This window comes from Bradyrhizobium sp. LjRoot220 (assembly GCF_964252915.1).
Taxonomy (GTDB): domain Bacteria; phylum Pseudomonadota; class Alphaproteobacteria; order Rhizobiales; family Xanthobacteraceae; genus Bradyrhizobium.
Window position 1 is genome coordinate 1 of sequence record NZ_CAXUPS020000014.1, and the last position, 13635, is coordinate 13635.

General features: G+C 63.6%; 13 protein-coding genes. 6 read left to right on the forward strand and 7 right to left on the reverse strand.

All coding sequences use genetic code 11. The annotated features are described in order from the left end of the window. Positions 1-235 precede the first annotated feature (235 nt). The 3 genes from ACSQ84_RS33630 to ACSQ84_RS33640 all read left to right on the forward strand — a co-directional run bounded on the left by ACSQ84_RS33630 (position 236) and on the right by ACSQ84_RS33640 (position 3057). On the forward strand, positions 236-1222 hold the full coding sequence (locus tag ACSQ84_RS33630) for an OmpA family protein (RefSeq protein WP_436216048.1): 987 nt from the start codon (positions 236-238) through the stop codon (positions 1220-1222). Between the two features lie 153 nt (positions 1223-1375). Beyond that, positions 1376-2299, forward strand: coding sequence for an ABC transporter ATP-binding protein (locus ACSQ84_RS33635; protein ID WP_436216167.1), 924 nt, complete (start codon positions 1376-1378; stop codon positions 2297-2299). After that, on the forward strand, positions 2296-3057 hold the full coding sequence (locus ACSQ84_RS33640; protein ID WP_436216049.1) for an ABC transporter permease: 762 nt from the start codon (positions 2296-2298) through the stop codon (positions 3055-3057). Before ACSQ84_RS33635 ends, ACSQ84_RS33640 begins: the two co-directional genes overlap by 4 nt. A 136-nt stretch (positions 3058-3193) precedes the next feature. On the opposite strand, the gene ACSQ84_RS33645 is transcribed toward ACSQ84_RS33640, so the two are convergent. Further along, complete coding sequence (locus ACSQ84_RS33645; RefSeq protein ID WP_436216168.1) at positions 3194-3496, reverse strand: hypothetical protein; 303 nt, start codon at positions 3494-3496, stop codon at positions 3194-3196. A 347-nt stretch (positions 3497-3843) separates the two neighbouring features. Here ACSQ84_RS33645 and ACSQ84_RS33650 point away from each other — a divergent pair, with 347 nt between their 5' ends. The 3 genes from ACSQ84_RS33650 (at position 3844) to ACSQ84_RS33660 (ending at position 6765) form a co-directional block, all read left to right on the forward strand. Next, on the forward strand, positions 3844-4638 hold the full coding sequence (locus ACSQ84_RS33650) for a L,D-transpeptidase (protein WP_436216050.1): 795 nt from the start codon (positions 3844-3846) through the stop codon (positions 4636-4638). A 117-nt stretch (positions 4639-4755) separates the two neighbouring features. Further along, on the forward strand, positions 4756-5010 hold the full coding sequence (locus tag ACSQ84_RS33655; RefSeq protein ID WP_436216051.1) for an acyl carrier protein: 255 nt from the start codon (positions 4756-4758) through the stop codon (positions 5008-5010). A gap of 30 nt (positions 5011-5040) precedes the next feature. Beyond that, the gene (locus ACSQ84_RS33660; RefSeq protein WP_436216052.1) at positions 5041-6765 is read left to right on the forward strand and encodes a fatty acyl-AMP ligase; all 1725 of its coding nucleotides are present in this window, start codon (positions 5041-5043) and stop codon (positions 6763-6765) included. On the opposite strand, the gene ACSQ84_RS33665 is transcribed toward ACSQ84_RS33660, so the two are convergent. The 6 genes from ACSQ84_RS33665 to ACSQ84_RS33690 form a co-directional block, all read right to left on the reverse strand. Next, on the reverse strand, positions 6766-7776 hold the full coding sequence (locus ACSQ84_RS33665) for a hypothetical protein (RefSeq protein WP_436216053.1): 1011 nt from the start codon (positions 7774-7776) through the stop codon (positions 6766-6768). It lies immediately after the preceding gene. Next, positions 7751-9130 carry an MBOAT family O-acyltransferase gene (locus tag ACSQ84_RS33670; protein WP_436216054.1) on the reverse strand — a complete coding sequence of 460 codons (1380 nt, stop codon included), beginning with the start codon at positions 9128-9130 and terminating at the stop codon, positions 7751-7753. The genes ACSQ84_RS33665 and ACSQ84_RS33670 overlap by 26 nt, the downstream gene beginning before the upstream one ends. 86 nt (positions 9131-9216) lie before the next feature. After that, positions 9217-10167, reverse strand: a complete 951-nt coding sequence (locus tag ACSQ84_RS33675) for an acyl-CoA desaturase (RefSeq protein WP_436216055.1) — start codon at positions 10165-10167, stop codon at positions 9217-9219. Positions 10168-10319: 152 nt separating this feature from the next. Beyond that, the gene (locus ACSQ84_RS33680) at positions 10320-10790 is read right to left on the reverse strand and encodes a DUF6691 family protein (RefSeq protein ID WP_436216056.1); all 471 of its coding nucleotides are present in this window, start codon (positions 10788-10790) and stop codon (positions 10320-10322) included. Between the two features lie 3 nt (positions 10791-10793). Further along, positions 10794-11219 (reverse strand): YeeE/YedE family protein, encoded by a 426-nt coding sequence (locus ACSQ84_RS33685; protein ID WP_436216057.1) that lies wholly within the window; start codon positions 11217-11219, stop codon positions 10794-10796. Positions 11220-11288: 69 nt separating this feature from the next. Then, on the reverse strand, positions 11289-13574 hold the full coding sequence (locus ACSQ84_RS33690) for a fused MFS/spermidine synthase (RefSeq protein ID WP_436216058.1): 2286 nt from the start codon (positions 13572-13574) through the stop codon (positions 11289-11291). Between the last annotated feature and the right edge of the window lie 61 nt (positions 13575-13635).

Genomic DNA, 13635 nt, shown 5'->3' on the forward strand with positions numbered 1-13635 from the left:
CTTTTATCCAGGAGGGGAGCAAACGGAGGCAAACCTCGGGCTTTTTGCGCCGCGAGAACGCGGCTGCACGCCCTGTCGCTGTTTGACAATTGGACCCGAATCACAGGGTCGGTTGGGTCCCGAACACGAAGATTAATGAACAATGGCCCGTTTGGCCGAAGGACTTTATGACAGAAGGGCTTTCTCTGTGTCCGGGCCCTTGACCATCGGCACATTCATCGGTTGAGATACAATCATGGTCTGGGGTAGGTCGATATTTCTTGTCGTTGCGCTCACTGCGCCGTCGCTGGCGACGGCGCAGACCATCAGCTTTGGCGAGGGAGCGGCCATACTCGGCAAGAGCTGCGCCCCTGACATCACCGCCAATTGCCGCGGCGTCAATATCGACTCCACCCGCCTGAAGGAATGTCTCTACCGCAACCAGGACGTGATGTCGGCGGCGTGCAAGGCCGACTATCCCCGGGCGTTCGACGCGATCCAGAAGCGCATCGCGGCGCGCGCCACCGTCGGGCGCGAGTGCGAGTTCGAGGTGGTCAAGAAGTGCGGCGGCAAGGGACGCGAAGTCTTCAAATCCCTGAATTGCCTGCTGGCGCTGCCAACCGTGAGCGCGCGATGCACCAAGTCCATCGCCGATGTCGGATACCGGGCGACGGACGAGGTCGCAACCAAGCTGAGCGGGCTGGAAACACCGCTGGAGCTGGACATCCCCGCGCTGCGCGCGCAGGTCCTGGAGCGGTCGAAATTGCGCGGCAAGAACGAGCCGCCGCCACAGAAGCGGCCGCCGATTGCACCCGAACTGAACAAGCTGCCGAGCTTCAATATCGACATCCAGTTCGATACCGACACCCCGATCGTACGGCCGGAATCCTATCAGACAATCGGACGGCTGGCTGACACGCTGGTCAATGCCGCACTGCTGAACTACACGTTCCTGATCGTCGGCCATGTCGAATCCACTGGCAGGCGCGACCACAACGTCTATCTCAGCCAGCGCCGCGCCGATGCGATCCGCGATATCCTGGTCAACACCTTCAAGATATCCGCCAAGCGGCTGCAGTCGGTGGGCCTCGGCGAGGAACAATTGCTCGATCCCGCCCGTCCCAACGGACCCGTCAATGCGCAGACCCAGATCATGACGCTGGCGAAGGTGCCCGAGCAGAGCGACACGCCCGCGGCGGCAAAGGGCGCGGCCGCGAAAAAACCGGCCAAGAAAAAGAAATAAAGCGGGATAATATTCTCGCCGCCGATTGCGAAGCCGCCGGCCCATTCCTATCTGCTAGTTCCCGCTGCCCCCGCCCGCACCGACGCGGCCGCAGCGCCGTGCCAGAACCATCGCAACCAATCGCAATTTTCGAATCAGACCGCCATGCACTCGATGCCTCCGATCATTTCCGTCACCAACCTGTCCAAGACCTACGGTTCGGGATTCAAGGCGCTGAACGGCATCAATCTGGATATCCGCCGCGGCGAGATTTTCGCGCTGCTGGGACCGAACGGCGCCGGCAAGACCACGCTGATCAGCATCATCTGCGGCATCGCCAATCTGAGCGAAGGCCGCGTCACCGTGAACGGGTTTGACATCAACAAGGATTACCGCGCCGCGCGCTCGCTGATCGGGCTGGTGCCGCAGGAGCTGCACACCGACGCCTTCGAATCGGTGTGGGCGACCGTGAGCTTCAGCCGCGGCCTGTTCGGCAAGCCGAAGAATCCCGCCCATATCGAGAAGGTGCTGAAGGACCTGTCGCTGTGGGACAAGAAGGATGCCAAGATCGTCACGCTGTCCGGCGGCATGAAGCGCCGCGTCATGATCGCCAAGGCGCTGTCGCACGAGCCGCAGATCCTGTTCCTGGACGAGCCGACAGCGGGCGTCGACGTCGAACTGCGCAAGGGCATGTGGGAAGTGGTGCGCACCCTGCAGGCCTCCGGCGTCACCATCATCCTGACCACGCATTACATCGAAGAGGCCGAGGAAATGGCCGACCGCATCGGCGTCATCAACAAGGGCGAGATCATCCTGGTCGAGGACAAGGCTGGGCTGATGCAGAAGCTCGGCAAGAAGCACCTCAAGCTGTATCTGCAGGGCAAGGTCGACGCGATCCCCGAGGCGCTGGCGGCCTACAACCTCGAACTGTCCGAGGACGGCCGCGAGGTGACCTATAATTACGACACCAAGGGCGACCGCACCGGGATCACCAGCCTCTTGAGCGACCTGCGCAACGCCGGCATCCGCATTTCCGATCTCGACACCACCCAATCGTCGCTGGAAGACATCTTCGTCAGCCTGGTGAGGGCACCATGAACTGGCGCGCGGTTCAGGCTATCTATCTGTTCGAAATGGCGCGCACCTGGCGCACGCTGCTGCAGAGCATCGTCTCGCCCGTGGTGTCGACCTCGCTGTATTTCGTGGTGTTCGGCGCCGCGATCGGCTCGCGCATCACCGAGGTCGACGGCGTCAGCTACGGCACCTTCATCGTGCCGGGACTGGTGATGCTGTCGGTGCTGACGCAGAGCATCGCCAACGCCTCGTTCGGCATCTACTTCCCGAAATTCGTCGGCACGATCTACGAAATATTGTCGGCGCCGGTGTCTTATCTCGAGATCGTGGTCGGCTATGTCGGCGCCGCCGCCACCAAATCGATCATCCTCGGCCTGATCATCCTGGCCACCGCCGCGCTGTTCGTGCCGCTGCACATCATGCATCCGTGGTGGATGCTGACCTTCCTGGTGCTGACGGCGGTGACCTTCAGCCTGTTCGGCTTCATCATCGGGATCTGGGCCGACGGTTTCGAAAAGCTGCAGATGATCCCGATGCTGGTGGTGACGCCGCTGACCTTCCTCGGCGGCAGCTTCTACTCGGTGAACATGCTGCCGTCGGGCTGGCGCACCATCACGCTGCTCAATCCGGTGGTCTATCTGATCTCGGGCTTCCGCTGGAGCTTTTACGAAATCGCCGACGTCAGCGTCGCCCTCAGCCTCGGCATGACGCTCGGGTTTCTCGCGGTCTGCATGGTCCTGGTGTGGTGGATCTTCAGGACTGGGTACCGGTTGAAGAATTGACGGATCGCTACAGGCGAGCCGTCATCCCGGCGCGTGCGAAGCACGAACCTCAGATGCGCAATTGCGCATCGGGGGATCTCGAGATTCCGGGTCTGGTCCTTTGGACCATCCCGGAATGACGGCTTGGAGACGGAGATCACCGGTAACACCTGAAATGCCCATGCCGGTTGTAATAGCCGTGGCAGCGATAGCCGCGCCGGTAGCCGCGATCGGGAATTCCGAACACGCCCTTGACCGCGCCCATGGCGCCGCCGACGCCCGCGCCGACCGCTCCGCCGACCACGCCACCTACCGGGCCGGCGATCCGGTTACCCTCGTAGGAGCCCTCCTGGGCGCCGCGGACGATGCCCTGAGCGTAAACGGCATGGGGGATCGTCAGCAGCGCCAGCAGAATGGCGGCCGCCGCGAGCGCCAGCCGCACCGGCAAACCTGCCAACATCAAATCCGCCGATAAATTCCTGGGCAGCGCTGCCGTCTCAAGCTTGCTGTGCTTCATGTGGATTCCTCAAAACTCGGCGCGAATCGGGCCGTTGGGGCGGGAATCTGCAACGCCGATGCGGCGGAAAAGTTGCGCGGCTGTGACACCTTCCGGGCGACCCGGTGCCGCCGCCGCTCGCGAAAACGTCAACACAACCAGCCGGCTTCGGCCCCGCTCCGCCTTGCTCGCGCCGCGGGGCGCATTAACGATGCAGTCGGCAAGCCACTGGAACCGAGGCCGGATTCCGGGCATATTAAATGCCGGGGACGGAGAGCCGCGGCGTTGCATGGCCTGGAGGCCAGGGTAAAATGCGTTCCTTCCTCGTTGCCTTAACCGGCCTGATGCTGTTCGCAACCGGCGCCGCGCAGGCCAAAGTCGCCATCACCGTCGACAAGGACAGCCAGCAGATGACCGTCGCCGTCGACGGCGTCGAGCGCTATCGCTGGCCGGTGTCGAGCGGCCTGCCTTCCTACGAGACGCCGAACGGCAGCTTCCGCGCCTTCCGCATGGAACTGGACCACTATTCCAAGGAATTCGACGACGCGCCGATGCCGCATTCGATCTTCTTCACGAAGATCGGCCACGCCATTCACGGCACCGATTCTGTCAACCGGCTCGGTTCGCCCGCCTCGCATGGCTGCGTGCGGCTGTCGCGCGACAACGCCTCGAAGCTTTATGCACTGGTGAAGGAGCAAGGCGTGCTCAACACCACGGTGACGCTGACCGGCTCGTCGCAGGTCGCATTGGCGCGCCATCCGCGGCCGCGCACCAATGCCGTCGCGCGCCGCGCCCCGGCCCCGCAATATGAGCAGCAGACCGAAGCTTCGGTCGGCGACCCCGTCATGATCGCGCCGCAGGCCGGCGTGGCGCCGCAGGTCCGCGCCGACGACGGCTACATCTATCCGGCTGACGGCAGCTCCAGCGAGGCGCGCTATCCGGCGCCGCGCGACCGCCGCCTCTACGGCGCCCAGGCCCATCCGCAGCCACAGCCGCAGCAGCAATATTATCGCGGCTATCCGCCGGCGCCGCAGGGCTATTACTACCAGCAGCCACAGCCGCAGCCATATTACCAGCCACGCGGGCTGTTCACCTATCAGGATTGAAGCAGAGACTAGGCATCGATCGGGCCTGGGCCGCGCGTCATCAAAACCCCGGTCGACCCGTCAAATTGACAATGCGCAATGCAGCCGTATTGTCGTCGGGTTCTCGGCTGGATTGTGATGACGCAACAAGAAATCTCCGAGCTTTGCGTGGCTTCGCTGGCGAATGTGCTGCGGATCGCAAAGGATCGGGTCAAAACCGACGCCAAATTCAGCCGCATCGGGCTCGATTCGGCCATGGTTGTTTATGTCATGCTGGAGCTCGAGGAAAAACTCGGCCTCGAACTGTCGACCGACGATTTCTACGACCATCCCACGATCGACGAACTGTCCCGCGCCCTTGCCGAAAGGCGCGCAGCGCGCTCCGCCGCCTGAACCCGCCACCGGCAGACATTCCTGGCCGATATGGAACCGTTCTCCTCGCTGGTCGAACTGCTCGCGAAGCGGGCGCAAAGCCAGCCGGATGAGCGCGCTTATGTTTTCCTGTCCGACCGCGGCACCGAGGAAGCGGCGCTCAGCTTTCGCCAGCTGCATGATGCCGCGAATGCGCTCGCGGCGCGGCTCCGCGGGATCGTCGGCCCCGGCGAGCGCGCGCTGCTGGTGTTTCCGCCAGGCCTCGAATTCATCGTTGCCTTCTTCGGATGCCTGATCGCCGGCGTGATCGCGGTTCCGATGATGATGCCGCGCCGGCAGGCTGCGCGCGATTCAAGCGCGGCGTTCATCGCCAATTGCGAACCGGCGGTCGCGCTCAGCAGTGCGTCATTTGCGGTCCGCGGCGATTTGCAGGCGCGATTTTTACGCGAAAGGCTGCAATGGCTGTCGGTGGACCTGGCTGCCGCGTCGGCCGCCACCGCAGGATCCGGCATGCCGCCGCCGAAGGCTCAGGACATTGCCTTTCTGCAGTATACCTCGGGCTCGACCTCCGAGCCAAAGGGCGTCGCGGTCAGCCACGCCAACCTGCTCGCCAATCTGGAGATGATCCGCTGCGCGCTCGGCAACACCAGCCGGTCCACCTATGTCAATTGGGTGCCGCTCTACCACGACATGGGCTTGATCCTGAACGCGTTGCAGACGCTCTATGTCGGGTCGCTGTGCGTGCTGATGGCGCCGAACGCCTTCACGCAGCGGCCGCTGAACTGGCTGCGCGCCATCCATGATTACCGCGCCGAGGTCGGCTGCAGCCCGAATTTCGGCTATGACCATTGCGTCAGCCGGTATCGCGCTGACCAGATGCAGGGCATCGACCTCTCCTGCTGGAAGGTCGCGCTCAACGGCGCCGAGCCGGTGCACGCCGAAACCATCGACCGTTTCATCGGGACCTTCGCCGGCCATGGCTTCGATGCCACTACAGTCTTCCCGGCCTACGGCATGGCGGAAGCAACCTTGCTGATCTCGGGCGGGCGGCGCGGTGCGGGTCACGTGACGTGCAGCGTCAGCAGCGTCGGGCTTCAATCGCATGCGGTCACCGCACCCGCCGGTGCGGCTGACGCACAATTGCTCGTCGGTTGCGGCCGCGCGTTGGTCAATGAACGGATCGCCATCGTCGACCCCAATCAACGTGTGCGCCAGCTCCCCCACATGGTCGGCGAAATCTGGGTGAACGGACCGAACGTCGCGCGCGCCTATTGGAACAACCCCGAGGCCACGCAGGCAACCCTCAATGCCGACATCGCCGGCGAGGATGACGGCGGACGATGGCTGCGCACCGGCGATCTCGGCTTTCTCGACGAGGCCGGTGAATTGTTCGTCACCGGCCGGATCAAGGACCTCATCCTGGTCAGGGGCATCAATCATTACCCGCAGGACATCGAACGGACGGTTCAGTCCGCCCAGCCGGCGCTTCGCGCCAATTGCGGCGCCGCCTTCGCCGTGCCCGACGAGCGCGGTGAGGATACGCTGGTCATCGTGCAGGAGATCGAGCGCACCGAACGCAACCGGGTCGATGCCGCCGGGATGAAGGGACTGATCCGCGAAAGCGTGACCGATCAGCACGAATTGTTCGCCCGCCACATCGTGCTGATCCGGCCCGGAACGCTGCCGAAGACCACCAGCGGCAAGATCCAGCGCAGCCTGGCGCGCAAGCTGTGGCTCGAGCGGCGCTTTGAAGATCTCGCGGCCGACGCGGACTGATCAGAAGTCGATTTTGGCGGCTTCGCCCAGCCTGATGCTGTCGGCAATGCCTTCCGCCATCTTGCTGGCAATGCTCGGACGGTAATGAATCAAGTCCGCAAAATTGTCGGGATTGCGGGTCAGCGCATTCTCGATGCGGTAGTTGATGAAATTGCTGCGGGCGCGGCCGGCTACAATCCGTTGCAACGCGGCATTGCAGGCGTCCCGTTCCGCCGCCGCTGGCATGCCTGGTTTCGCCACCGCCGCATGGAAGGTTGGCGGGACCACCAGAACGACGGCAACATTGGCCGGGAGCTGTTTGATAACCGCGTCGAGCCGCATGATCTCGGGAAAACCATCGCGGCCGCCGACCGGGGCCCCGGGCACGAAATCCCTCGGTGGGCTTACGGGACGAAACTCGCCCCGATGCCAGAAAGCCTCATAGCTGAAGTAGCCGTTCGGTTCGTCGCGCTTACGCCAACCCAGACCGATCGAGATCCGCCGCGATGCGCGCTGGATCGCCGGCCACGACAACAGCCGGACGGCGTAGGCAAGCGAACTGTCGTCGTAGAGCCAATAGGGAAAGCGGTCGTTTGGATCATCGACCCGCTGATGCACGCACCACAAGGGATCGGTGACGATGACCAGCGCACCCGGCCTTTGATGATGTCGCAGGAAGGAATCGAGCACGGTGAGCTGCTGGCGGGGAGAGCCGCCGGTCAGATAGAGTTGCACAAAGCGCAAGCCCGTGGCCCGCGACAGTTCGGCCGGATGGAGCATTTGCGCGGTGGAACTTCCGACAATGGCAGAGTCGAATTGGGCGTCCCGCGCCCGGCTTGCGCTCGCCGTGTGAGTATTCTGGTCGTCGACGCCGTCAATGCCGAGCCAGCCGAACTTTCCGGTGTCGTAGGGATCGACCGCGACCATCAAGGCCAGCAACAGCAGCGCGCCGATGCCGATCGTGCCGAGGCACGCCGTCAGGCAGCGGGCCCATCCGTCCGACTCGTCAGAAGTAGAAGTAAGCAAAGCCATTGACGTTGCGTTCTCCGAGCTCGATCAGAATTGCCAGCAGGACGATGCCCACCAGACCGGCAAGCCAGGGTCTTGGCCGCCGCGTCAGCATTTCGATGATGTCCTGGCTGGCAGGCAGCAGGAAAGCCACCAGCGGAATGATGAAGAATGGCTCAAGGTGCCCGCGCCCGAGATCGAGCGGAATGGCAAGCCCCTGAAAAATATGCCAGGCGGCTTGTAGTGTCCCGGCGCGGAAGATCACGCCGGTCAGCAGCACGAACATCGCCGTCAGCGCCCATCCGAGCAGCGACGGCATTCGCGGGCCATAGCGGCGCCAGAGCGAGCAGATCACCAGCGCGCAGCCGTGCAGGACACCCCACAGCACGAACGACCAGCTTGCGCCGTGCCACAGGCCGCACAGCGCCATCGTCAGCAGCATGGCGCCGAAAAACTGCAGCGGAAGAAGGCGCCTTGGCAGGATGCGGCTGTTGGCGAGCGGGTAGAAAACATAGTCGCGCAGGAACAGCATCAAGGTGATGTGCCAGCGCTGCCAGAAATCCTGAATGCTGGTGGAACGAAACGGCGCGTTGAAATTGAACGGCAGTTTGACGCCAAACAGCAGACCGAGCCCGATCGCGATGTCGGAATAGCCGGCGAAATCAAACAGAATCTGGATGTTGAAGCTCAGCGCCAGCCAGGCGTCACCATTGGCCACCGGACCGGACAGCGCCTTCGCATAGACGGGATCGATGAGGCGACCGAGCCGGTCGGCCAGAAAGACCTTTTCGAACAGCCCCGCCGTGATGAAGGCAATGCCGAGGCAGAATTCGCGCTGCCAGCCCGGCGCATAGATCCTTCTGCCGAACTGGTCCATCACCTGCGACCAGCGCGCCAGCGGCCCGGCGAGCGCTTGTGGGAAAAAACCAATGTAGAGCGCGTAATGGCCAAGCGGGTAGATCGGCGCTTTGCCCTTGCGCAGATCGACCAGGTACATGATGTGGTGGAACGTGAAGAACGAGATGCCGAGCGGCAGCGCGATGTCGAGCAGCGGCATCGGCCGGCCCAGCACCAGACCGAGATTGTAGCCGAGAAAGTTGGTGTATTTGAAAAATGCGAGCACGCCGAGATCGGCAATGATCGCCGCCGTGATGATGCCAGACAGTTTGGTCCTGACATAGGCCAGCGCAGCCAGCCAGTTGATCAGGACCGACAGCACCAGCAGCAGGATGAACGGCGGACTGCCATAAGCGTAGAACGCCAGCGACAACAGCACCAGCATCCAGATCCGGAAATGCGGATAGGAGTCCACCAATCGACAGAGCAGGACAGCTAGCGGCAGGAAGCCCAGCAGAAACGGGTAACTGTTGAACGCCATCAGTCCGCGATCCCGGGCATGTTCAACTCCCGACACCGCTCGGGATCAACTCCGGCTTCGCTGCGGTGCTCGTCCTGGAGCGAAGACTAGCCACGTTCGAGATCGGCCGCCTCTAGCGCGGGGCCATTCATCCGGCGCAGCGCGATCTTCTCGGGGCTGGGCACCTTGACGTTCCACGCCAGTCCCAGAGCGGCGAGCAGACGGATGAAGAGATATCCCGGATCGAATTCGAACCAGCGCAGCCCGAACGCCGCCGAATACGGAAAGGCATGGTGGTTGTTGTGCCACCCCTCACCCCAGGCCAGCCACGCCATCACGCCGAGGTTGCGGCTGTTGTCGTCCCGGGTCCGATAAGGCCGCGCGCCGAATGTATGCATCAATGAATTGATCGCCGACATCGACTGCTCGACCACGAACATGCGCACGATACCGCCCCAGAGAAATCCGCCAACGGCACCCCACAGCGTGCCGCTGGCGAGACCGCCGATGGCCGCGGGAATCAGCAGCCCCAGCAGTACCCACGCATAATAATGCCGGTTCACGGCAACCAACGTCCGCTCCGTCATCAGGTCCGGCACGTAGTGCGCGACGTTGGGATAATCGTGTTCGATCATCCAGGTCAGATGGGCATGCAGGAAGCCACGCAGGCGACCCAGCACGGTATCGCCGTGCAAATTCGGCGAATGCAAATCACCGTCGTGATCGGACAGCTCGTGATGCCGGCGGTGCATGGCGACCCATGACAGCATCGGGCCGCGTCCTGCCATCGAACCCATGACAATGAGCATGCAGCTCACGGCAATGCTGGTTGCGAACGCGCGGTGGGTGAACAGCCTGTGATAGCCGACGGTAAGCCCGAGGCCGGTGAGCAGCCACATGCCGAAAAACAGGCCGATCTCGAGCCAGCCGATCGGCCGGTAGAACAGCAGGCCCAGCGCGATCAGCGTGCCGCAGAAAGGCAATACGTCGAACATGACGAAGTGCCGGCGCTGCATCCGGTGGAAGTGCCGGCTTCTGATGATCCTGATATCGCGCATGTCGGCACAGGCAATGATTGGGACTCACGGCAGGGTATCACTTCATAGCCCGGGCAACCGCTTGCGCCAAGCCTGCCGGATGCGACCATCGCTCCACAGCCGCAGTTGTTCGCCAGTCCCCTCGGCTGTGATTTGGGCCGCTTCGCTTGAATTCAGCCGTCCGTGGCGCGGGCAACCGGCGCGTCGCGGGGAATTATCGGCCGCGACGACTGCCATTTGTCGTGCAGAATCATCCCGCTGGCCATCGCCACGACGAAGACAACCACACCTGGCGACAGCGTCGCCAGGCTCTCCAGCGCCGGCCCCGGGCACAATCCGACGAGACCCCAGCCGACGCCGAACAACCCTGCTCCCAGCAGCAACGGCGCATCGATCTCCGATTTCCCCGGCCAGAAATACTGCCCGGCCAGCACCGGCCGCGCGCGCTGTCTTGCCAGCATGAAGCCGGGCGTTGCGACCGCCAGTGCGGCCGCCATCACCACGGCGAGGCTTGGATCCCACGCCCCAAAGACATCGAGGAAGCCGAGCACCTTGGTCGGCTGCACCATGCCGGAGATGAGCAAGCCCGTTCCGAAGATCAGGCCACACAACAACGGCGCGATCATGCGCGAGACGGTTTCCATGGCTCAACCTCCCAGCACGTGGCGTGCGATCGCCACAGTGATCACCGCCGTCACCATGAAGACGACGGTCGCCGCGATCGAGCGCACCGACAGCCGTCCAATTCCGCAAATGCCATGACCGGAGGTGCAGCCACCGCCGAGCCGTGTGCCGAAGCCGACCAATAGCCCGGCGACCACGATGACGGCCCAACTGGCCGGCAGCCTGGGCGGCGCCATGCCGTAGCCGATCCATCCGGCGATGACGGGGACCAGCATCAGCCCCGCGATAAAGGCAATGCGCCAGGCCTTGTCGTCGCTCCTGATGGTCAGGAGCCCGGCGAAGATGCCACTGATGCCCGCGATCCGCCCGGTCAGCAGCATCAGCAGCACGGCCGAAAGGCCGATCAGCGCGCCGCCGATCGCGGCCGACAGGGGAGTGAAATTGGCCATGACGAAAGAGCCCGGGTTCGATTCAATCGAAACCGGACTCTAGACCCGCAACGAATTATCGCAATGGGCCTATTGTTCGCCGTCGCGCATCCGGCGCCAAACGGCGCCCAGCACGTTGGAGTAATCGTCGGTCCAGACCCGCTGATGGTCTTCGGCTTCGGTCTCCGCCCATTTGTCCGACGATGCCAGCGCGCCGACATCGGTTTCGTGCCGCGCCGACACCACCACCGAGGTCGAGAAGATGTATTCGCTGTCGCGGCCGGAATCCTCGCTGTAGACCCAGCTTTTCATGTCGTTGGCGTCGGCGATGCCGACCACGACGCTGGACAGTTCCAGATGCCGGTTGGAGACGTGCATCGCGACCACGCCCTGCGGCGCCAGCTTTTCCTTGTAGATCTCCATCGCCTCTTCGGTCGCCAGATGAATCGGAATCGCATCCGACGAATAGGCATCGACGATGATCAGGTCGTAGACCCCGTTGGGTTCGCGCGCGAAGGTCAGCCGCGCGTCACCGATCACCGGCTTCATGTCCGGCGCGCACTTGCTGACATAGGTGAAATATTTCGGATCGCGCGCGGTATCGACCATCGTCTGGTCGATCTCGAAGAACTTCCAGTCCTCGCCCGGCAACGAGGCGCAGGTCAGCGTGCCGGAGCCAAGGCCGATCACCGCCACCCGCAGCGGCGCCGCCTTGCGCTCGCGCACCGCCGTGATCGCCTGACCGATGCCGCCGTCCTTGTGGTAGTAGGTGATCGGCTCGGGCCGGCCGGTCACCGGCGTGCCGTCATCGTTCTTGAATTTCTCGGCGCCGTGGATCGTGGTGCCATGCATCAGCACGTGATACTGGCCATTCGACGTCACCACGATCTTGTGGACGCCGAAGAAGCTGCGCACGGTCTCCACCCGCCCGTCGTCAGAGGGATAAGCGCGCAACAACACCAGCGCCACCACCACGGTCGCAAAGATCTTCCATCGACTGGCGTTCAGCCCAAGCGCCAGCAGCGCCGAGAGCACGCCGACCGCGCCGATCATCCAGACCCGGTGATCGTCGAGCCAGTGCATGACCTTGCCGGATGACCAGGACGGCACGATCAGTGCCACCGCCAGTGCCGCGAGGAACGGCCAGTACCAACCGCTCCAGCGCGGCCACCGTTCGCTTCCCGTCGGCCGGCACAAGGCGGCCAGCGCCAGCAGGATCGGGTATTCGGCGATCCAGGAAAAGGTGAAGGGGGCGATCAGGCCGGCAAAGAGACCGCCGACCATGCCGCCGAACGACAGCGCGACATAAAAGCCGGTGAGGTATTTGGCAGCCGGTCGCGTCCGCGCCAGTTCGCCATGGCAGGCCATCGCGATGACGAAGAAGCACAGCTGGTGCCCGCCGAGCGTCAGCAACAGATTCTGCTCGCCGCCGAATGCCAGCAGCACGACGACACCGGCGATCGCCAGCGGTTGCGCCAGCAGCATCCATTTGTGCGGCAGCAGCGGCCGCGACTGGAACACCAGCACCCAGGTCAGCAGATACAGCGACAGCGGCAGCACCCACAACAAGGGCGCCGCGGCAACGTCGGTGGAGATATGCGCGGTCACCGCGATCAGCAGACCCGACGGCACCGCCGCGAGGAAAATCCAGCGCGCACGCGTCATCCACGACGGCGCCGGCGCATCCGCATCGTCGGCGGGCATGTTCAACTCTGCCGCATTGGCCGGCGAGCGCAGCAGCAATATTGCGCAGCTTGCGATCAGAACGATAAGCAGGCCATAAACAGCGGTCCAGATCAGGTTTTGCGCGCGCAGCGTGAACATCGGCTCCAGCAGCACCGGATAGGACAACAGCGCGAGGAAACTGCCGATGTTCGAGGACGCATAGAGGAAGTACGGATCGGGGCCGCTGGGGTGGCCGGTGCGAACGAACCAGGCCTGCAGCAGCGGATTGTTGGCGGCGAGCGCGAAAAACGGCAGACCGATCGACACCGCAAACAGACCCAGTAGCCAGATCGCATAGCCGGAACTCGGCGGCTCGCCCCAGCCGATCGCGATCGACAGCGGCAGCGTCAGCATCGCAATGGCCAGCAGCGCCAGATGCACGGCCACGGGGATCACGCGGTTGCGCAGCTGCATCAGGAAATGCGCATAGGCGTAGCCGCCCAGCAGCAGCGACTGGAAGAACACCATCGCCACCGACCACACCGCTGGCGAGCCGCCGAGCCGCGGCAGCACCATCTTGGTGAACAGCGGCTGCACCGAGAACAGCAGCAGCGCGCTGACGAAGATCGCCGCGGTGTAGACCACGAGGACCGTCCGGTTCCGGGAATCGGACGACAGGTCCGTGGCGGCGGACGGTTTAGAAAAGCTCATGGATGCTCCGGCGTGGGTCCGGCGGGAGCCGGTGGGCGGAATTCCGGCATGGAAGCGCCAG